The organism is Tenacibaculum sp. TB-56 (assembly GCF_059716275.2).
On sequence record NZ_CM201367.1, the window covers coordinates 792,592 to 811,205 of the forward strand.

Annotated in this window: 24 protein-coding genes; 8 read left to right on the plus strand and 16 right to left on the minus strand. The window is 32.3% G+C overall.

Going from position 1 to position 18,614, the window contains the following annotated elements; genetic code table 11:
• Window positions 1–40: 40 nt before the first annotated feature.
• The 5 genes from AC3VI6_RS03875 to AC3VI6_RS03895 form a co-directional block, all read right to left on the minus strand.
• Window positions 41–511: an ExbD/TolR family protein gene (locus AC3VI6_RS03875; RefSeq protein ID WP_274633347.1), complete on the minus strand. Its 471-nt coding sequence runs from the start codon at window positions 509–511 to the stop codon at window positions 41–43.
• Window positions 512–528: 17 nt separating this feature from the next.
• The gene (locus AC3VI6_RS03880) at window positions 529–1,155 is read right to left on the minus strand and encodes an ExbD/TolR family protein (protein WP_497705227.1); all 627 of its coding nucleotides are present in this window, start codon (window positions 1,153–1,155) and stop codon (window positions 529–531) included.
• A 6-nt stretch (window positions 1,156–1,161) separates the two neighbouring features.
• Window positions 1,162–1,605: a hypothetical protein gene (locus tag AC3VI6_RS03885; RefSeq protein ID WP_497705228.1), complete on the minus strand. Its 444-nt coding sequence runs from the start codon at window positions 1,603–1,605 to the stop codon at window positions 1,162–1,164.
• A gap of 8 nt (window positions 1,606–1,613) precedes the next feature.
• On the minus strand, window positions 1,614–2,342 hold the full coding sequence (locus tag AC3VI6_RS03890; protein ID WP_274633350.1) for a MotA/TolQ/ExbB proton channel family protein: 729 nt from the start codon (window positions 2,340–2,342) through the stop codon (window positions 1,614–1,616).
• Between the two features lie 253 nt (window positions 2,343–2,595).
• On the minus strand, window positions 2,596–3,627 hold the full coding sequence (locus AC3VI6_RS03895) for an asparaginase (protein WP_497705229.1): 1,032 nt from the start codon (window positions 3,625–3,627) through the stop codon (window positions 2,596–2,598).
• Window positions 3,628–3,721: 94 nt separating this feature from the next.
• Here AC3VI6_RS03895 and AC3VI6_RS03900 point away from each other — a divergent pair, with 94 nt between their 5' ends.
• The gene (locus AC3VI6_RS03900) at window positions 3,722–4,420 is read left to right on the plus strand and encodes a zinc metallopeptidase (RefSeq protein ID WP_299032248.1); all 699 of its coding nucleotides are present in this window, start codon (window positions 3,722–3,724) and stop codon (window positions 4,418–4,420) included.
• 88 nt (window positions 4,421–4,508) lie between these two features.
• Here the strand turns inward: AC3VI6_RS03900 and lepA are convergent, their stop codons facing one another.
• Window positions 4,509–6,305: a translation elongation factor 4 gene (lepA, locus tag AC3VI6_RS03905; protein WP_497705230.1), complete on the minus strand. Its 1,797-nt coding sequence runs from the start codon at window positions 6,303–6,305 to the stop codon at window positions 4,509–4,511.
• Between the two features lie 193 nt (window positions 6,306–6,498).
• Here lepA and dusB point away from each other — a divergent pair, with 193 nt between their 5' ends.
• Window positions 6,499–7,500, plus strand: coding sequence for a tRNA dihydrouridine synthase DusB (gene dusB, locus AC3VI6_RS03910; protein ID WP_435253692.1), 1,002 nt, complete (start codon window positions 6,499–6,501; stop codon window positions 7,498–7,500).
• Between the two features lie 8 nt (window positions 7,501–7,508).
• Here dusB and AC3VI6_RS03915 read toward each other — a convergent pair whose 3' ends face one another.
• The 6 genes from AC3VI6_RS03915 to AC3VI6_RS03940 all read right to left on the minus strand — a co-directional run bounded on the left by AC3VI6_RS03915 (window position 7,509) and on the right by AC3VI6_RS03940 (window position 11,904).
• Window positions 7,509–8,711: an ABC transporter permease gene (locus AC3VI6_RS03915; protein WP_497705231.1), complete on the minus strand. Its 1,203-nt coding sequence runs from the start codon at window positions 8,709–8,711 to the stop codon at window positions 7,509–7,511.
• Between the two features lie 39 nt (window positions 8,712–8,750).
• Window positions 8,751–9,146 carry a 30S ribosome-binding factor RbfA gene (rbfA, locus tag AC3VI6_RS03920; protein WP_497705232.1) on the minus strand — a complete coding sequence of 132 codons (396 nt, stop codon included), beginning with the start codon at window positions 9,144–9,146 and terminating at the stop codon, window positions 8,751–8,753.
• 21 nt (window positions 9,147–9,167) lie between these two features.
• Window positions 9,168–9,812: a response regulator transcription factor gene (locus AC3VI6_RS03925; RefSeq protein WP_274633359.1), complete on the minus strand. Its 645-nt coding sequence runs from the start codon at window positions 9,810–9,812 to the stop codon at window positions 9,168–9,170.
• 54 nt (window positions 9,813–9,866) lie between these two features.
• Window positions 9,867–10,622 carry a sensor histidine kinase gene (locus AC3VI6_RS03930; protein WP_497705233.1) on the minus strand — a complete coding sequence of 252 codons (756 nt, stop codon included), beginning with the start codon at window positions 10,620–10,622 and terminating at the stop codon, window positions 9,867–9,869.
• Window positions 10,598–11,113, minus strand: a complete 516-nt coding sequence (locus AC3VI6_RS03935) for a hypothetical protein (protein WP_274633361.1) — start codon at window positions 11,111–11,113, stop codon at window positions 10,598–10,600. The genes AC3VI6_RS03930 and AC3VI6_RS03935 overlap by 25 nt, the downstream gene beginning before the upstream one ends.
• A 134-nt stretch (window positions 11,114–11,247) precedes the next feature.
• The gene (locus AC3VI6_RS03940) at window positions 11,248–11,904 is read right to left on the minus strand and encodes a hypothetical protein (RefSeq protein WP_435253694.1); all 657 of its coding nucleotides are present in this window, start codon (window positions 11,902–11,904) and stop codon (window positions 11,248–11,250) included.
• A gap of 232 nt (window positions 11,905–12,136) precedes the next feature.
• On the opposite strand from AC3VI6_RS03940, the gene mce reads away from it, so the two are divergent.
• From mce to truB, 5 genes are read left to right on the plus strand one after another with little or no spacing between them, the layout of a single operon-like run.
• The gene (gene mce / locus AC3VI6_RS03945) at window positions 12,137–12,541 is read left to right on the plus strand and encodes a methylmalonyl-CoA epimerase (RefSeq protein WP_497705234.1); all 405 of its coding nucleotides are present in this window, start codon (window positions 12,137–12,139) and stop codon (window positions 12,539–12,541) included.
• A gap of 58 nt (window positions 12,542–12,599) precedes the next feature.
• Complete coding sequence (locus AC3VI6_RS03950) at window positions 12,600–13,478, plus strand: cell division protein FtsX (RefSeq protein ID WP_299011142.1); 879 nt, start codon at window positions 12,600–12,602, stop codon at window positions 13,476–13,478.
• 7 nt (window positions 13,479–13,485) lie between these two features.
• Window positions 13,486–13,728 carry a DUF3098 domain-containing protein gene (locus AC3VI6_RS03955; protein ID WP_299032273.1) on the plus strand — a complete coding sequence of 81 codons (243 nt, stop codon included), beginning with the start codon at window positions 13,486–13,488 and terminating at the stop codon, window positions 13,726–13,728.
• A gap of 2 nt (window positions 13,729–13,730) precedes the next feature.
• Window positions 13,731–14,525, plus strand: a complete 795-nt coding sequence (locus AC3VI6_RS03960; protein ID WP_299001545.1) for an undecaprenyl-diphosphate phosphatase — start codon at window positions 13,731–13,733, stop codon at window positions 14,523–14,525.
• Window positions 14,526–15,209 (plus strand): tRNA pseudouridine(55) synthase TruB, encoded by a 684-nt coding sequence (truB, locus tag AC3VI6_RS03965; RefSeq protein WP_497705235.1) that lies wholly within the window; start codon window positions 14,526–14,528, stop codon window positions 15,207–15,209. It begins immediately after the preceding gene.
• On the opposite strand, the gene AC3VI6_RS03970 is transcribed toward truB, so the two are convergent.
• The 3 genes from AC3VI6_RS03970 to AC3VI6_RS03980 form a co-directional block, all read right to left on the minus strand.
• Window positions 15,204–15,683 carry an ABC transporter ATPase gene (locus AC3VI6_RS03970; protein WP_299011148.1) on the minus strand — a complete coding sequence of 160 codons (480 nt, stop codon included), beginning with the start codon at window positions 15,681–15,683 and terminating at the stop codon, window positions 15,204–15,206. The genes truB and AC3VI6_RS03970 overlap by 6 nt on opposite strands.
• 90 nt (window positions 15,684–15,773) lie before the next feature.
• On the minus strand, window positions 15,774–16,364 hold the full coding sequence (locus tag AC3VI6_RS03975) for a thioredoxin family protein (RefSeq protein WP_497705236.1): 591 nt from the start codon (window positions 16,362–16,364) through the stop codon (window positions 15,774–15,776).
• Between the two features lie 110 nt (window positions 16,365–16,474).
• Window positions 16,475–17,440 carry an NAD-dependent epimerase/dehydratase family protein gene (locus AC3VI6_RS03980; RefSeq protein ID WP_497705237.1) on the minus strand — a complete coding sequence of 322 codons (966 nt, stop codon included), beginning with the start codon at window positions 17,438–17,440 and terminating at the stop codon, window positions 16,475–16,477.
• A 184-nt stretch (window positions 17,441–17,624) separates the two neighbouring features.
• On the opposite strand from AC3VI6_RS03980, the gene AC3VI6_RS03985 reads away from it, so the two are divergent.
• Complete coding sequence (locus AC3VI6_RS03985; RefSeq protein WP_497705238.1) at window positions 17,625–18,149, plus strand: hypothetical protein; 525 nt, start codon at window positions 17,625–17,627, stop codon at window positions 18,147–18,149.
• Here AC3VI6_RS03985 and AC3VI6_RS03990 read toward each other — a convergent pair.
• Complete coding sequence (locus tag AC3VI6_RS03990; protein ID WP_497705239.1) at window positions 18,136–18,606, minus strand: regulatory protein RecX; 471 nt, start codon at window positions 18,604–18,606, stop codon at window positions 18,136–18,138. The two genes, AC3VI6_RS03985 and AC3VI6_RS03990, sit on opposite strands and share 14 nt — an antisense overlap.
• Between the last annotated feature and the right edge of the window lie 8 nt (window positions 18,607–18,614).

Consider the following 18,614-nt stretch of genomic DNA (forward strand, 5'->3'; position numbering starts at 1 on the left):
CAACCTTATGATTGCTCTTTTCTCGTTTATTTAAAAGTAATTATTTATTAATTACACTTCCTTTATGCGTAGATAAACTTAATTTAAGAGCGTTTACATCTCTTAATTTTTCACGAATATCGGCTAAAGTACCTACACTCGATTCTTTATCTGCTTTAATAGAAGTTGTCATAAATGGTACTTCTGCTTCAGAAACGTTATCTCTTTCAAGATAAATGAAAGAAGGTACATCATCTGGTGTAGCAATCTTATCGTTTAACTGAATTCTGTTATATCCTGTACCATACTTTGGGTCTTTTGCTTTACCAACATAAATTGTACTCACTAAACTTTTACGCTCAAGTTTCTTAACTTCACTTGCACTAGGTAAACGTGGTGAGTCAATTAATAAATCTGTTTCTCTCATGGTAGTAGTTACCATGAAGAAGAATAATAACATGAAAACAATATCTGGTAAAGACGCCGTAGATAAAGCAGGCATCCCTTTCTTCTTTTTTCTAAACTTAGACATAATCTTATATTGTTTTATTAGTTAACATTAGTTGGGTCGGTGTCAGAAATAATCTGAGGGTAACTCGTCTTAATATCTTCTACCTTCTTTCTTAAAGACTCATCTTTTCTTGCGCCTTCAACAAAGGCTTTTTCAAGTTCGTCAAAACTCATTCCGTATTTTTCAAGACACAATCTGTTACGTAACTCAGTATAAGCTCTTAACAACTCATTCTGTACTGCAACATAAGTACCGTATTCTGTACCTCTGTCACTTTCTACTGAGATAATTGCCTTGTTAGGATGATCTGATGACTCAGGGTCTTTTGCTCCTTTACAATAGTCACAAGCGGCTCCTGCTTCTTTTCCAGGCATTGGGTTACCAATACCTCCACCATTATCTATAAATTTTATAGCCGCATCTTTTAAGTCTTTTAACTCCATAACTTCATTTTCAACTAAAAGTTGGTTGTTACGGTTAATACTTACTTGAAAAATGTTTTTCTCTTTAACGATTGGTGGTTCAACTTCAGTTTTTTCAGCTAATTTTTTAGGAATACCTGAATCCACATCCATCGTTGTTGTTACAAGGAAAAAGATAAGTAGCAAGAAGGCAATATCTGCCATCGAACCTGCATTAATTTCTGGGTTTTCTCTTCTTGCCATAATACTCTACGATTTAATTAATCCTTTTAATAAATCCCACACGAAGAAACCTCCTGCGATCAGTATTAATATAACACTTAACCAAATACCTGTACTAGTATTTTTAGATACACTGCTTCCTGCTGCCGCAATTACTTTTTCGTTTGCGTCAATAACTTGTCCGTCTGCTGATAAGATATAAGAAACTACTAATAATACCCCCATTCCTAACAATCCAATTAATGCTTTTTTTAAAGCTGCTGGATTTTTAAACAAACTTAAGATAGAAGCTAATACTGTTACACCTGCTGTTAATCCTAATAACACTAAAGAGTATGTTACTAATGGAGAAACTGCACTTGATATTGCAACAGGATCTTCTGCATCTGCTCCCATAGCCACCATAAATAAGACTATACCAACTAAAGAGAGTAATGCTACAAAAATTGTTATTAATTTATTGTTCTTCATACCTCTTCTTATTTTTTATACTTAGCTAATAAGTCGATTAAAGAGATAGAAGCATCTTCCATGTTGTTTACGATACTATCTACTTTAGAAATAATGTAGTTGTAGAAAATTTGTAAAATAATAGCTACTACTAAACCGAATACAGTTGTTAAAAGAGCTACTTTAATACCACCTGCTACTACCGCTGGAGAGATATCGTTTGCTACTGCAATCGCATCAAAAGCTCCAATCATACCAATTACAGTTCCCATGAACCCTAACATCGGTGCTAAAGCGATAAATAATGAAATCCAAGAGATGTTTTTCTCTAATAATCCCATTTGCACTCCTCCATATCCTACTACAGCTTTTTCAGCAGCATCTAAACCTTCATCAGCTCTTTCTAATCCTTGATAAAAGATAGAAGCAACAGGTCCTTTTGTGTTTCTGCATACTTCTTTAGCAGCTTCTACTCCACCTGAACTTAAAGCTTCATCAACACTAGCAATTAATTTCTTAGTATTGGTTGTAGCCATATTTAAATAAATAATTCTTTCAATTGCGATAGCTAAACCTAAGATTAAAGCTACTAATACAATTCCCATAAAACCAGGACCACCTTCAATAAAATATCTTTTTAAAATTTGGTGGAAAGTTTCTGATCCTTCTGCCGCCGCTGCGTCTTGAGCATAAGTTGATTGAATAGCTCCTAAAAACATAAATCCTGCAATAGTTAGGATATTTACTACTTTTTTCATTTTGTTATAATTAATTTTAAATAGTTAACGGGTTAAAAATACAAATTTTACTGCGAAAAACTTATTTTTTTATAAATAAGTAATGCTTTTCTTGTACTTATTACGTTTTTAATTTTTTCAGAGTGGCAAGTAACAAAAAAATGTTGGGAGATTAAAAAAAATCTATAGTATTTCTATTACCTACCAGTTTTTTAACGCTTTCCCTTAGTAATTCAAGGAGTTACAACGCTAAATTTAACAATTTATTTACAAATCATGTCATTTCTCCCCTAAGAGGTTTCTCAAAATAATGCTTAAATTCTTCTTTTGACAGCTTTTCCCCTAGTAAATACATCATTTTTGCAACTGCTGTTTCGGTGGTAATATCCTTACCATCAACAATACCTATGCGTTTTAATTCTGAACTTGTTTCATAATGTCCTAAAATTACGCTTCCTCCTTTACATTGTGTTACATTAACAATGTATATTCCTCTTTTAACAGCTTTTTCTAATAAATCTACAAACCAGGTTTCGGTAGGTGCATTTCCTGATCCGTACGTTTCTAAAATAATTCCTTTTAAATCTGGAATGTTCATAAAACTTCTTACTACCGATTCTGTAATGCCTGGGAATAGCTTTAAAATTGCTACATGATTATCTAAATTCTTCCTTACCACTAAATCTTTGTCTCCCCCATTAGATTTTAATAGTAACGGATAACTAAAGTTTAAATGCACTCCACTCTCTGCCAAAGGCGGATAATTCATCGAGGCAAATGCTTCAAATTGTTCTGCATTTATCTTAGTAGTTCTATTAGCTCTGTACAATTTATATTCGAAGTACAACCCTACTTCTTGTATTACTGGCTTGCCATTTTCATAGGCTGACGCTACTTGAATCGAGGTTATTAAATTTTCTTTAGCATCGGTACGTAAATCACCTATTGGTAACTGAGATCCTGTAAAAATTACAGGTTTTTGTAAGTTTTCAAACATAAAACTTATTGCTGATGACGTATACGACATCGTGTCTGAACCTGTTAGTACAACAAATCCGTCAAACTTGTCATAATTATCAGAAATTATATCTGCTATTTGAATATAATACTCCACACTCATATTTGATGAATCAATCGGTTCATCAAAAGAAATGGTAGAAATTTCACAGTTTAGTTGTTGTAATTCTGGAATCTTACTAGAAATCTGACTAAAATCGAAAGCCTTTAAAGCTCCAGTATTGTAGTCTTTAACCATACCAATGGTTCCTCCTGTATAAACTATTAAAATTTTAGGTTGTGTTGTCATTTTGACATTTTTAATTTCCTTAACTAATTTGGAATAATTTATGTTGTAAATTTATCCAGCAAAAATGATACAAAATTTTAAAACTATATAAATTATGATCGGATTTTATGTACTGATAGGTATAATATCTTTATTCAGTTGGTTAGTAAGTAATACTTTACAACGTAAATTTAAAAAATACTCGCAAGTTCACTTACGTAATGGTATGAGCGGAGCAGAAATTGCTCAAAAAATGTTAGCAGATCATGGTATTTATGATGTTCAGGTAATTTCTACTCCTGGTAGGTTAACCGACCATTATAATCCTCAAAACAAAACAGTAAACTTAAGTGAAGCCGTATACAACCAACGCAATGCAGCTGCAGCTGCTGTTGCTGCTCACGAAGTTGGACACGCTGTACAACACGCTACCGCTTATCAATACTTACAAATGCGTTCTAAATTAGTTCCTATGGTAAGTATTACTTCTCGTTTCTCTCAGTGGATGGTAATTGGTGGTATTGCTTTTGGGGCTGCTTCTGGAAGTACAGGTATCGGGTTTTATATTGCTTTAGCTGGTTTAGCTTTTATGGCTTTAGGTACAATTTTTAGTTTTGTTACTTTACCTGTGGAATATGACGCAAGTAATAGAGCTTTAGCTTGGCTAGAAAACAAGAACATGGTAACTCGTGAAGAGCTAGCAGGATCAAAAGATTCTTTAAAATGGGCTGCAAGAACTTATTTAGTTGCTGCTTTAGGATCGCTTGCTATGCTATTATATTGGGCGCTACAAGTTTTAGGAAATAGAGATTAACTTTCTAAAATCACAACAATAAAAAAACCCGTTTTGAAGAAATCAAAACGGGTTTTTCTATATTCTATGCTCTAGTTTCTGAGAAAACTTAGTCATTCAGTTTTAATACAGCCATAAACGCTTGCTGTGGAATTTCTACGTTTCCTACTTGACGCATACGTTTTTTACCTTTCTTTTGTTTTTCTAATAACTTACGTTTACGAGAAATATCTCCTCCGTAACACTTAGCTGTCACATCCTTACGTAAAGCTTTTACCGTTTCACGAGCAATAATTTTAGCTCCAATAGCTGCCTGAATTGGAATATCAAACTGTTGACGTGGAATTAATTCTTTTAACTTCTCACAAATACGTTTTCCTATTCCGTAAGCATTATCAGCATGTAATAATGCTGAAAGTGCATCTACTGCTTGCCCATTAAGTAACATATCAACACGAACCAACTTCGATTCCTTCATTCCTATTGGATGATAATCGAACGATGCATATCCTTTAGAAACTGTTTTTAATCGATCGTAAAAATCGAATACAATTTCTGCTAATGGCATATCAAAAATTAATTCAACTCGCTCAGGAGTTAAATAAGTTTGATTTACAATTTGCCCACGTTTTTCTATACAAAGTGACATTACCTGACCTACAAAATCAGCTTTGGTAATAATTGAGGCTTTAATAAAAGGCTCTTCAACTCTATCTAATCTTGACGGATCTGGTAAGTCAGATGGATTATTTACAATAATCACCTCATCAACATCTTTCTTAGTAAATGCATGGTAACTTACGTTAGGAACCGTAGTAATTACCGTCATATCAAACTCACGCTCTAAACGCTCCTGAATAATTTCCATGTGTAACATCCCTAGGAAACCACATCGGAAACCAAATCCTAATGCCGCAGAACTTTCTGGTTGAAATACTAATGAAGCATCATTTAACTGCAACTTTTCCATTGAAGCACGTAGCTCTTCATAATCTTCAGTGTCTACAGGATATATTCCTGCGAACACCATTGGCTTTACATCTTCAAACCCTTCAATTCTTTCGGTTGTTGGGTTCGCAAAATCAGTAATCGTATCTCCTACCTTTACTTCTTTTGCTGCTTTAATTCCTGTAATTAAATATCCAACATCTCCGGTTTTAATCTCGTTTTTTACAACTTGATTTAACTTTAAAGTTCCTACTTCGTCAGCTCCATACTGTTTACCCGTTGCCATGAATTTTATTTGTTGATTCTTTTTAATAGAACCATCAATTACTCTAAAGTAGGTTTCAATTCCGCGGTATGAGTTATACACCGAGTCAAAAATCAATGCTTTTAATGGTGCATCGGGGTTTCCACTTGGCGCAGGTATTTTATCAATAATTGCTTTTAAAATATTATCAACTCCAAAACCTGTTTTTCCACTTGCATGAATTACATCTTCAGGATTACACCCTAATAAATCAACAATATCATCAGTTACTTCTTCAGGATTTGCTGAAGGTAAATCTACTTTATTTAAGACAGGAATAATTTCCAAATCGTTTTCTAAAGCTAAGTATAAGTTAGAAATCGTTTGTGCTTGAATACTTTGTGCTGCATCCACAATTAACAACGCTCCTTCACAAGCTGCAATAGAACGAGAAACTTCATAAGAAAAATCTACGTGACCTGGAGTATCGATTAAGTTTAGAATATAATTTTCTCCTTCATAAATATAATCCATTTGAATAGCATGAGATTTAATAGTAATCCCACGTTCGCGCTCTAAATCCATGTTATCTAGTAACTGGTTTTGTTTTTCACGCTCAGTAACTGTTCCAGTAAAATCTAATAATCTATCAGCAAGAGTACTCTTACCATGATCAATATGTGCAATAATGCAAAAATTTCTAATGTTCTTCATCAATAAAAAAATTTCTCAAACCATTATAGACACTTAGGAAATCCGTTTTAACAAAACCGCATTATTTACTAAATACCCATTATGGGTTCATTCGTCGTAATCTAACTACTTGTGACTTGCAAAGATACTTCTTTGAAAAACGATGTACAATTAAAAATTTACACAATAAAAAAATAAAAAGTAACTTTGCAGCATGGTAAAAATAGGTAACATAGAACTTCCTGATTTTCCGCTATTATTAGCGCCGATGGAAGATGTAAGTGATCCACCATTCAGAGCTTTATGCAAAGAAAATGGTGCTGATGTAGTGTATACTGAATTTATTTCTTCGGAAGGGTTGATTCGTGATGCGGCAAAAAGTGTAATGAAGCTAGATATTTACGAAAAAGAACGCCCAGTAGGGATTCAAATTTTCGGTGCCAATTTAGATTCTATGCTGAAAACTGTTGAAATTGTTGAAAAATCAAATCCTGATATTATTGACATCAATTTTGGTTGCCCTGTTAAAAAAGTAGTTTCAAAAGGCGCTGGAGCAGGAATTTTAAAAGATATTGATTTAATGGTTTCTCTTACCGAAGCCATGGTAAAACACACTAAGTTACCTGTTACTGTGAAAACTCGTTTAGGTTGGGATCATGATTCAATTCGAATTCTTGAAGTTGCTGAACGTTTACAAGATGTTGGTTGCAAAGCCATTTCTATTCACGGTCGTACGCGTGCGCAAATGTATAAAGGTGAAGCTGATTGGGCACCTATCGCTGAAGTTAAAAACAATCCAAGAATGCACATTCCTGTATTTGGAAATGGAGATGTTACTTCTCCTGAAAAAGCGATGGAAATGCGTGATGTATACGGATTAGATGGCTGTATGATTGGTCGTGCATCTATCGGATATCCTTGGTTTTTCAACGAAGTAAAACACTACTTTAAAACAGGAGAGCATTTACCGGGACCAACTATTTCTCAACGTGTTGATATGGCACGTCGTCATTTAGAAATGGCTATTGACTGGAAAGGTGAACACCTAGGTGTGGTAGAAACTAGAAGACATTATACCAACTATTTTAAAGGGATTCCTCATTTTAAAGAACACCGAATGAAAATGGTTACTTCGGATGATCCTAAAGATGTTTTTGCTGCTTTTGACGAAGTACAAGCTAAATTTGGAAATGCAACGATTCCTGAAATAGGGTAAATAAAAACTTATCGTTCAATAAAACTTTTTGAAATTCTTGAACTTGCAATTTTTGCTGCTAAATAACCCAAAGCTGAAATCGTTACAAGTACCACGAGTAGGTTTATCAACCTAAATTCAACTGGGTAAGCTAAACTTTCCGTAATCATTAGTAATTCAAATCGTTGTTGAATTAACACTAACAACATTCCTAAAACCAATCCAATTCCCATTCCTACCAGGGTTAATAAAAACCCTTGGTAAATGAATATTTTTTTAATTTCATCTATACTACAACCTAAATTAAATAACGTTTTTAGGTTTTGGCGTTTATCAATAATCATCATTATTATTGAGCCTATTACATTAAATAAAGCGATCGCTACAATCAAAGTGAATATTAAGTACGATATAAAATTTTCGGTATTGATTACTTTATAATACAAGGTATTTAACTGTGCTCGGGTTTGTACTTTAAAATCCTCTCCTAAAGTTTCTTGTAATTTTTCTTGAAACGAATCTAAATCAACTCCTTTTTTAAGGGCTAATTCTACTCCAGTTATTTGATTCTCTTTATACCCTAACAACTCTTGCGCTGACAAAAGCTCGGTAAACACATATTTATTTTGAAACTCTTCTGAACCTGTATATACACCAACTACTTGTGTAGAAATTGATCGAAAAGCATTGTTCGCATTTATAAATCCTTTTCCTGGCTTTGGAACTAAAACCTGCAATGCTTCACCAAAATTAAAAATTCCTAATGATAACTTATATGAAATTCCGTAGCCAATAACCGCTGTGTTTTTATACTGCTCGTCTATCCAAGTTCCAACGGTTAGTATAGAATCTGTAGGAATTATAGATGAGTAGTTAGTATCTACTCCTTTTATTTGAGCAATATGATCTCTGTCTTTATATTTTAAAAAGACTCTTTCTTCTACAACTTTTGAATATGCTTTTATAGCTTCTTCTTGTTGAAGAATTTCATGAAGTTTTGTTGAATATTCAAAAGATTTTCCTTGAGCCGCTGTTATTTTTATATCAGGATCTGATGCATTTAGCAAAGAATCACTAAAAGTTTTTAAACCAGAAAAGCCTGATAAAACGACAAACAAAGCCAAAGTACCCACTACAACACCAAAAACAGCAATTGCTGTAATGATATTAATTGCGTTGGTACTTGTTTTTGAAAATAAGTACCGTTTAGCTATGTATAGTGAAAAATTCAACCATTAATAAATTTAGCTAGCCAAAGTAAAGAAAATTTATTAACGTTTTTGGCGACGAGGTAAGATATCTGGGTTTTTTATTGGATCGATGTCTTCTCCTTTTAAAGATTTATCAATATCTTCAATATAATCTAAACTATCATCTCCAAAGAATAACAGTTCTGGCATTCTTCTAAGTTGATTTTTTGTTCGTTGTGCTAATTCGTGACGGATTAAAGGAGTATTAGACTTCACCCCATCAATAATCTCATCTCTTTTTTCTGAAGGAAATACACTTAAGTACACTTTAGCTACTCCTAAATCGGCAGTAACCGAAACTTTAGATACCGATATAATCACTCCCTTCATTCCATCTTGCGCAGCACGTTGTAAAACGTCTACCAAGTCTTGTTGCAATACTCCTGCAATTTTTCGTTGTCTATTTGTTTCTTCCATGCTGCAAATTTAAGCATAAAATTACGGAGTATAAATTTTATTTTTTATCGCGTACATTACCAATCCTACTCTGTTTCTTACGTTTAATTTTGTAAATAAACTATCGCGATAACCGTCTATCGTTTTCGGGCTTAAAAACATTTTTTCGGCAATTTCTTTATAGGTTAACTCTGAACAAGCCAACTTCATAAAAGTAATTTCATTCTCTTTGAATGCGAGATTATTTCTTTCTTTTTTACCAGAAACTGAATCTAATAATAAAGTAGTAACATTTTTGGTGTGATAAAAACCATTATCCATCATTTCAAGAAGGGCCTTTTCTAAGATTTCTTTTTTGGTATCTTTTAACAAATAACCAACAGCTCCTGCCTTTAACATTTTTAAAATAGTGCCATCGGCATCTTCAACGGATAAGGCCATAACATGCACTTGTGGATAATTTTCCACAATCCATTCAGTAGTTTCAATACCATTCATCACAGGCATATTTACATCTACTAGAACTAAATCAGGTATATTTCTAGGTGAGGCAGAAAATTTTTCTTCAACCTCTTTTCCGTTTTTACAAGTGTAAAGCACTTTGAATTTATCAAAGGTGTTTACCATACCTTCAATAGCCTGTGATAATAACGTATGATCATCTACAACAACAACTGAGTATTTCATAGTTTCAATGAGTTAGGTTAGTATTTGTTGTTGGGGGATATACACTAAGGCTCGTTAAATATAATAATTTATTATTAAACAAGTTCCTTTTTTAGGTGCTGATTTAAATTTTGCTTCTGCATTTATCAATTTTGCTCTTGCTTTTATATTCTGCAAACCTATACCTTTTAAACCTACTCTTACCATATCAAAACCTACACCATTATCTTGAGCTTTAATTTCAACAAAATCATCTTTGTAATTTAAAAAGACATCTAACTTAGAAGCTTTTGAATGTTTTATAGTATTAGAAAAAAATTCTTGAAGTATTCTAAAAATAATGATTCCATGTTTTTGATTAATTTCTTGCTCTGAACCTGTTACTTCTAAACTTGCTTCAATATAATTTAATCTATTAAAACGGGCTATTTCTAATTCTAATGCTTTCTTTAGCTTTACATTATTAATAAAATCTGGATTAATTACTTTTGAGAGTGCTCGTACTTCTTTTAAACTCTTTGTAATAATTTCTGAAATTTCTCCCATATTTTCAGGCGAGGCGTGTTGCAATTGTATGTTAGCTAAAGTTAGGAGTTGACCAATATTATCGTGCAACTCCCAGCTAATGTTTCGTAAAGTTTCTTCTCGTATTTCTATTTGAGTTTCAGCGATTTCTCGTTCATACCGCTTTTTATTTTTAGCACGCTCTAATAATAATTTATTCTTACGATTTTGAAATACAGTAAACAACACCACTAAAAAAACAACTCCCAAAATTGTTAAGATTGTGGCTATTATAACAATTATTATTCTACTTTCTTCCAACTCCATATCAAACCTATTATAACACAACTATGCAAGAAAATAGTTACTACAAATTGTATGTTGTGTATTTGAAAAAAGGCCATTCCCTTTTCCATAAAACTATATATTGCCATAAGAGGTATCGATCCTAAATAATACAGCAGCAATCCAGTAGTAATCCAAAATATTACATCTGTTTTGTAATTTACTATTTTATCTGACAACAAAAGTTCTCTCAATGATAAAAATAATATTGTCGCCATTAAAAATGCACCAAGTACAATAACAAATGAATTAAAAAGAGAAAAATTAAAATCATGGTACCAAAACCACCCAAAACTTATTACATTAAACAATGTAAGTGAACTTATTATAGTCTTTTTTGTAATTTTATCATTAGATACTTCATAGTAAAACATGAAGAGTAAATTAAACTCAATTAAACTATATGCATTATATATATAGTTTGTATTATGAACACCAATATTTATTACAAAATTTATGATAGCTTCTACCAAAGCCGTTAATATTAGATATGCTAAAAAAAACCTTGTTTTTTTTAAAGCTGAATCTTTAACATACCTGTATGTATATAAAATTGAAGAGATACTAATAAATATAAGACATAAATAATACATACTTTATTAACCTATTAATATGGAGGTGTTGGTTTTAACCTATTAGCCCCTGAACTATCTTCTAAATCATCTTGCATTGAATTAAAATTCATTATTCCTGCTTTTTGCGCTTCTTTGGAAACTCTACTTTTGTCATAAGACCAATGATACCCTCTTTTCGCTAAAATAGATTTAAAAGTTGTAGGTACTCCTTTTTTAGACTTTAACGGATCGAAGGTTACAAACTCTTCACCATCAATAGTTGTCGTTGGCATAAAAATTAGTGTTTGATAACCTGCCGATTTAGATCCAGAATGATTTTCAGGATAAGCAGCCGAAATAATATTAATTCCCGTTAATGGAATTTCTTTTTCTGCACACAAACTCTCTATATACCCCAAGTAATCTTTTAATTGTTGAATTGGATAACTATTTACTCTTGTATCTTCAAATCCTAACGATTTCTCTAATACTTCTTTTCTAGTTTCATCATACGATTCAAGCATGCTTATAATTTCTTTATACTTTAACATGTTTGAAGGTCTTCCTTGATTTGCATAACAAAATGTTCCTTCAGGCACTTGAGATTGCCAATCGTCACAATCACATTTATGATTGATATTATCACATGAAACTGCAACACTCATCATCACAGTTAAAAATAGTAGTTGTAGTAGATTTATTTTTTTCACAAAAAAAGTTTTAAAATTTCTTAAATATAGGAGGTTAATTTTTAATAAAAAAAGCTATTCTTTTAAAAAAACCTCATTAAAAACTATGTTTTCAACCTTTTAACAACACTCACAATACTTACAAAAGGGAAAAACACCCTAAAAGCTTCAATATTTAAACTGTTTATTTTCCGTGTCATATACTCTTGTTTTTTATGAAGCTTTTAAGAATAGTTTTTTATACTTTTACCCTATGAACAAAATTGAACATATTGGTATTGCCGTAAAGGACCTGGAAAAATCGAATGCTTTATTTGCTTCTCTTTTTGGTGAATCTCATTACAAAATTGAAGAAGTTGCTAGTGAAGGAGTAAAAACCTCTTTTTTTAAATCGGGGCCTAATAAAATTGAATTATTAGAAGCTACAAAGCCTGATAGCCCTATAGCCAAGTTTATAGAAAAAAAAGGAGAAGGAATTCATCACATTGCTTTTGCGGTTGATAACATAAAAGAAGAAATTAAACGTTTACAAAATGAAGGCTTTATAGTTTTGAATGAAACTCCTAAAAAAGGAGCCGATAATAAACTAGTAGCTTTTTTACATCCTAAAACTACTAATGGTGTACTTATAGAGTTATGTCAAGAGATAGAAGAATAGGAAGTATTTAAAAATTAAATATTTGTATCTTGCAACGCCTTAAAATCAGTATTTACTAATGACAACCTCTTTTGATTCTTTTCAAAAACGCCGATTACAATCTTCATACATATCAGTAGTAGTAAGTATTGCACTTGTACTTTTTATGATTGGTGTTTTAGGTTTAGTTCTTTTAAAATCAACAAAAGTTGCGAATCACTTTAAGGAAAAAGTAGTTATGACGCTTTTCTTAAAAGATGAAGTAGCTGACAAAAACATTAAAAGTCTTAAAGAAGCTATTAAAAAAGAAGAGTTTGTTAATAAGGTGGTTTATATTTCTAAAGAAGACGCTGCCAAAGAATATAAAAAAGATTTAGGCGAAGATTTTTTACAGTTTTTGGGAGATAATCCGTTAAAAAATGGAATAGACATTTATCTGAAAGCAGATTTTGTAACTCCTGAAAAAATGAGTGAGCTTGAAAAATCTTTTGATAAAAACAAATTTGTAGCTGAAGTAAGTTATGACAAACCATTAGTACAATTGCTTACCAAAAATATTCAACGTATTAGTTTTTGGCTGTTAGTATTGAGTGGTTTTTTTGGGTTAGTTGCTATTATTTTAATAAACAGCTCTATCCGATTGTCTATTTACTCAAAACGATTCAATATAAAAACCATGCAAATGGTAGGCGCTACAAAAAGCTTTATTCGCAAACCTTTTATTTGGCAAAGTATAAAACTAGGATTATTAGGTGCTTTTATAGCAATAAGCGGATTAGGTATTTTAATTTATTATGTAGACAAATACATCCCTACATTAGAACTACTTAAAGATTACGTTGCTTTAGGATATGTAGCTGGTGGAGTTATATTGGTTGCATTTTTTATTACATGGATTAGCACCTTCTTTGCTACACAACGATTCTTAAATTTACAAACTAACGATTTGTATTACTAAAATATTTATGGAAAAAGACAATTCACCAAAACAAGAATTTCTATTCGGTAAACGAAATTATATCATTATGCTTATTGGTATCGCTGTAATTGCCTTAGGATTTATTTTAATGGCAGGTGGCGGTAGTGACGATCCTAACGTTTTTAATCCTGATATTTACAACTGGCAAAGAATTCGCTTAGCTCCTACCTTGGTAATTATCGGATTGGGTATAGAAATTTATGCTATTTTTGCCAATCCTAAAAAATAAGCATGGATTTATTAGAAGCGATTATCCTTGGAATTATTCAAGGACTTACTGAATTTTTACCAGTATCTTCAAGTGGACATTTAGAATTAGCCAAAGCCATTTTTGGAGACACCTCTGTTCCTCAAGAAAGTTTAACTTTTACAGTAGTATTACACGCTGCAACTGCACTAAGTACTATTGTCGTATTTAGAAAAGAAATTGCTGAAATTTTCAGAGGTCTTTTCCAATTTAAATGGAACGAGGAAATGCAATTTTCGGTAAAAATCATCTTATCGATGATTCCGGCTGTAGTTATTGGACTTGCTTTTGAAAAAGAGTTAGAAAGCTTTTTCGGTGGAAAAATTTTATTAGTAGGATTCATGCTTTTAGTAACTGCTGTATTACTTTTATTAGCAGACAAAGCTAAAAACACCAACAAAAGTGTTTCTTTTAAAAACGCAGTAATTATTGGTATTTCACAAGCTATTGCTATGTTACCTGGTATTTCTCGTTCAGGAGCTACGATTTCAACTTCAGTATTGTTAGGAGTAGATCGTACCAGAGCCGCTCGCTTTTCCTTTTTAATGGTGGTTCCTTTAATTTTAGGAAAGGTTGCTAAAGACATTTTAAGTGGAGATATTAACTTTCAAAGTTCAGAAATCATACCACTTTCAGCAGGATTTATCGCTGCTTTTATATCTGGATTACTTGCTTGTACATGGATGATTGCTTTGGTTAAGAGAAGTAAATTATCATACTTTTCTTTATACTGCGCTATTGTAGGTTTAATTGCCATTGGCTATTCTTTATTTTTCTAAATGACTGCGGAAGATTACAAAAACGGACAAATTTTATTGATTGACAAACCATTAGAATGGACTTCTTTTCAAGTGGTAAATAAGCTTCGTTGGCATATTCGTAAGCACTTTAATATTAAAAAAATTAAAGTAGGACATGCAGGAACTTTAGATCCGTTAGCTACTGGTTTATTAATCATTTGTACTGGTAAACAAACCAAAAACATTAACGAATATCAAGGTCAGATAAAAGAATACACAGGTACTGTTGTTATTGGTGCTACCACACCTAGCTACGATTTAGAAACTGAGATTAACGAGACGTTTCCTACGAAACATATAACAGAAGAATTACTTCATAAAACTACTGAGCGGTTTATAGGTAAAATTCAGCAAAAACCACCTATTTTCTCTGCGATTAAAAAAGACGGAAAACGTTTATACGAACTTGCTCGTAAAGGTGAAACTACTGAAATCAAAGCTCGTGAAGTAGAAATCAATGAATTTGAAATCACTAGAATTGATTTACCTAACGTAGAATTTAGAATTGTGTGCAGCAAAGGAACCTACATCCGTTCTATTGCCAACGATTATGGAGAAGCCTTAAATTCTGGAGCACATTTATCCGTATTACGAAGAACCAAAATTGGAGATTTTTCGGTAGACAATGCGCAGAGTGTTGATGAGTTTGTAGAAAGCTTATAAAAATCGATTGTACCAGCTTTCAGTAATAGGTACTTCCCAGTAATTTTCTAATTCGCCTTTTGTTTGTACTAAATTATCAAAAACAACTGTTTTAGCGGATACTGACTTCTTTTTAAGCAATGTTTTAAACTCTTTTACATCTTTGTATTGGATGAACTCTCCTTGCTTAAAACACACGTTCATTTTGTCTAGCAACTCAACTTCATATTCTTGCTGTAGTTGCAAAATAAAAGCAACTTGTTGGTCAATGTCTGCATTGGTTAATTGAGCATCTTCTTCCGCAGAAAAAACAATAAAACGATCGTATTTCAATTCAAAAGAAGCTTTAAAATCAGCATCATCTTGTTTCCATGCTTCTACAAAGCTTTGCAATTTTTCTTTTAATTCGTCAATTTCTTGAGGATAAAATTTTCGGCTTGATGGATATACCCATACTTTGGCTTCTTCTGATAAGGTATTGAATTCTACAAACATATTAATTCGTTATGGGCGCAAAGATACAGAAAACAAATCCCCTTCTTGAATAAAATCAAAAAGGGGAATTATTTATTTTTTTCCTATTTTTTATTGAAGCATAGAGATAATATCTTCTTGTGTATTTTCTCCTTTGTTTTTATTGTACCAAACTTGTAAATCTTCTTTAAATTCGGCATCTAAACTTCCTTTTTTTGCTTTGTAATCAGCTACCATTTGTGTAGCTATTGTTGGTCTTGGTCCCCAAGTATTAATCACTTCTTTCTCTTCATTCAAAGCAATCAATTTTGGAATGGATCTTCCACCGTTGGTTAAAAAAGCATCCATCAACTCTAAATTCTCATCTCGTAAAACCAATTTAAAATTGATATTCGGATTTTCAGCGGCGATTTTATGAATTACAGGGATGTTTTGTGCTGCATCACCACACCAACCTTCGGTTAACACCAACCAAGTTTGCGGTTCTTTTACATCTTTAATTTTAGCGATGGTTTCCTCAGTAAGTTGAATCGTTTTGTCCAAACGCTTCATACGTTTGTCGTTTAACTTACTGTAGTTTAACAAATCTTCTGACTGATTAGGTCCTGTAGATTTCCCTTCAGTTAACAAAGTACTTACCAAGTTTCTATACTCAGTATATGACAATGCTCTTTCTAAGCTTTCTTCAATAATTTTTTTCATTGGTAGTATATTCTATTGCAAAAATATTTCTTCTATAACACAGAATTCGTAACCTAAGTTACACTTTACTATAAAACTTGAATACCATAGACGAAAGAAAGATTGTAACCTTACACCTCAGCTGATTCTTCGGCTTTAGCTTGTAAACTCGTAATAATATCTTTAGTCATTGAGGCTAAATCGAACTGATGTCTCCATCCCCAATCTTTTCTTGCTGCCGAATCGTCTATTACCTGAGGCCAACTATCAGCAATCGCTTGTCTAAAATCTGGGTTGTACGTAATGGTAAAATCTGGAATGTATTTTTTAATTTCAGTAGCTATTTCTTTTGGCGTAAAGCTAATTGCTGCTAAATTATATGAAGTTCTTGTTTTAATCTTTTCAGCATCCGCTTGCATTAATTGAATGGTTGCATTGATAGCGTCATCCATATACATCATTGGCAAGCGAGTGTTTTCAGATAAAAAACATTCGAAAGTACCTTTTTCTAAGGCATCAAAGTAAATATCAACAGCATAATCCGTAGTACCTCCACCTGGTAGTGTTTTCCAACTGATAATTCCCGGATAACGAATACTTCTTACATCTACACCGTACTTATCGTGGTAATAATTACACCAATGTTCTCCTGCAACCTTACTAATTCCATAAACGGTAGAAGGCTCCATAATGGTTTGCTGTGGCGTATTCATTTTTGGTGAAGTTGGACCAAATGCCGCCATAGAACTAGGCCAATATACTTTTTCTATATGTTTTTCTTTTGCTAACTCTAACACAGCTAACAAAGAAGTCATGTTTAAGTCCCAACCTTTTAACGGATACTTTTCTGCTGTTGCAGATAACATAGCAGCCATTAAATACACTTGGTTTACTTTATATTTTTGGATGACACCTAAAATTTGCTCTTGATTTGTAGCATCAATAATTTCAAAAGGACCAGCACTCATCATTTCTGCATTTCCTTCTCTAATATCTGAAGCTATTACATTATCTTTACCGTAAATAGAACGTAATTTTTGGGTTAATTCTGTTCCTATTTGCCCGCAAGCTCCTAAAATTAATATGGTATCACTCATTTTTAATTGTTCAAAAATATATGCTGGCAAAGTTATTAAATTTAAGATTTCGCAAAAAGTATTTATTCTTTTTTAACTATCTACAATACAGAATGCTAACCTACTGATTTCAAACTTCTAATTTAAATCTACAGATAATACCAAGTAAAATATGTACTTTTATCGCTTTAATTTTTCAAATAAAATGAGTCGTTTTTTATATGTTACCGCTTCGTTAATTCTTTTAGTTTCTTCTTGTCAAAAAAAGGAAGAACAAAAAACAGAATTACCTACAAAAACTGAAATGCATGTTTCGGTTAAGCATTCAGATTACTCAAAAATAAACGACGATTATTTAAAAGAAATTAAACCTTGGAAAGAGTATTTTACCGTTGAAGATTTTTTACATGAGTTAAAAAACACGACACCTACTGAAGCTTTAAACAACGCTGTAGAACTGAAAAAAATATCGAAACAACTAAAGGATAGCTTAAACATTGAAGCACTTAAAACTCCTGCTTTTAAGGCTCGCATTAATGTTTTTGAAAACGAAACGTTACGTTTAGCCGATATGACGTTGATTCCGTCTATTTCTGCTAGTGAAGTAAATAATCAAGTAGAAAAAATTATGGTGATTTTTGGTAGCGTTAACGACAAAATAAATACTGTGTACGCTAAGAAAAAATTCGATACAGAAATTAATCTGGATAGCTTATTTAAGAATCAATAGTTTTTAACGCTTCGTATACTAAATTACTTTCAAAACCACGGTACAATAGGTAATCGGCTATTTTCTTTTTTCGCTTGAAGTAATTGGTTTCAGTAACCGATGCATTCTTCTTTTCTACTAATTCATATAAGGTTTTGATATATTCTTCTTCATCAATTTCTTTCAATGCTGATTTTATATTGTAAGCAGATATATCTCGAAACTTTAACTCTCTAACAATTCGTTCTTTTCCCCATTTTTTTATTCTGAACTTTCCTCTTGCAAAGCTTCTTGAAAAACGTTCTTCATTCAAAAAGTTATGTTCTAACAAGTGTAATAAAATATGCTCTCTCGCTTCAGGGATTAAACGATATTCTCTTAGTTTCGCTTCTATCTCTTTATGACATCTGTCTTGATATACGCAATAGTGCTCCATCTTTCGCTTAATCTCCTCAACTGTAAAAACCTGTTTATTCATACTACGAA

What these genes read in the sequence shown, in the direction of transcription:
- AC3VI6_RS03950 (WP_299011142.1), top strand. Translation starts at nt 12,600, where the DNA reads ATGACAACCTCTTTTGATTCTTTTCAAAAACGCCGATTACAATCTTCA.
- AC3VI6_RS03955 (WP_299032273.1), top strand. Translation starts at nt 13,486, where the DNA reads ATGGAAAAAGACAATTCACCAAAACAAGAATTTCTATTCGGTAAACGA.
- AC3VI6_RS03900 (WP_299032248.1), top strand. Translation starts at nt 3,722, where the DNA reads ATGATCGGATTTTATGTACTGATAGGTATAATATCTTTATTCAGTTGG.
- AC3VI6_RS03890 (WP_274633350.1), bottom strand. Translation starts at nt 2,342, where the DNA reads ATGAAAAAAGTAGTAAATATCCTAACTATTGCAGGATTTATGTTTTTA.
- AC3VI6_RS03895 (WP_497705229.1), bottom strand. Translation starts at nt 3,627, where the DNA reads ATGACAACACAACCTAAAATTTTAATAGTTTATACAGGAGGAACCATT.
- AC3VI6_RS03960 (WP_299001545.1), top strand. Translation starts at nt 13,731, where the DNA reads ATGGATTTATTAGAAGCGATTATCCTTGGAATTATTCAAGGACTTACT.
- AC3VI6_RS03925 (WP_274633359.1), bottom strand. Translation starts at nt 9,812, where the DNA reads ATGAAATACTCAGTTGTTGTTGTAGATGATCATACGTTATTATCACAG.
- AC3VI6_RS03885 (WP_497705228.1), bottom strand. Translation starts at nt 1,605, where the DNA reads ATGAAGAACAATAAATTAATAACAATTTTTGTAGCATTACTCTCTTTA.
- AC3VI6_RS03970 (WP_299011148.1), bottom strand. Translation starts at nt 15,683, where the DNA reads ATGTTTGTAGAATTCAATACCTTATCAGAAGAAGCCAAAGTATGGGTA.
- AC3VI6_RS03985 (WP_497705238.1), top strand. Translation starts at nt 17,625, where the DNA reads ATGAGTCGTTTTTTATATGTTACCGCTTCGTTAATTCTTTTAGTTTCT.
- AC3VI6_RS03975 (WP_497705236.1), bottom strand. Translation starts at nt 16,364, where the DNA reads ATGAAAAAAATTATTGAAGAAAGCTTAGAAAGAGCATTGTCATATACT.
- dusB (WP_435253692.1), top strand. Translation starts at nt 6,499, where the DNA reads ATGGTAAAAATAGGTAACATAGAACTTCCTGATTTTCCGCTATTATTA.
- AC3VI6_RS03880 (WP_497705227.1), bottom strand. Translation starts at nt 1,155, where the DNA reads ATGGCAAGAAGAGAAAACCCAGAAATTAATGCAGGTTCGATGGCAGAT.
- AC3VI6_RS03875 (WP_274633347.1), bottom strand. Translation starts at nt 511, where the DNA reads ATGTCTAAGTTTAGAAAAAAGAAGAAAGGGATGCCTGCTTTATCTACG.
- AC3VI6_RS03990 (WP_497705239.1), bottom strand. Translation starts at nt 18,606, where the DNA reads ATGAATAAACAGGTTTTTACAGTTGAGGAGATTAAGCGAAAGATGGAG.
- mce (WP_497705234.1), top strand. Translation starts at nt 12,137, where the DNA reads ATGAACAAAATTGAACATATTGGTATTGCCGTAAAGGACCTGGAAAAA.
- AC3VI6_RS03980 (WP_497705237.1), bottom strand. Translation starts at nt 17,440, where the DNA reads ATGAGTGATACCATATTAATTTTAGGAGCTTGCGGGCAAATAGGAACA.
- AC3VI6_RS03930 (WP_497705233.1), bottom strand. Translation starts at nt 10,622, where the DNA reads ATGGAGTTGGAAGAAAGTAGAATAATAATTGTTATAATAGCCACAATC.
- truB (WP_497705235.1), top strand. Translation starts at nt 14,526, where the DNA reads ATGACTGCGGAAGATTACAAAAACGGACAAATTTTATTGATTGACAAA.
- lepA (WP_497705230.1), bottom strand. Translation starts at nt 6,305, where the DNA reads ATGAAGAACATTAGAAATTTTTGCATTATTGCACATATTGATCATGGT.
- rbfA (WP_497705232.1), bottom strand. Translation starts at nt 9,146, where the DNA reads ATGGAAGAAACAAATAGACAACGAAAAATTGCAGGAGTATTGCAACAA.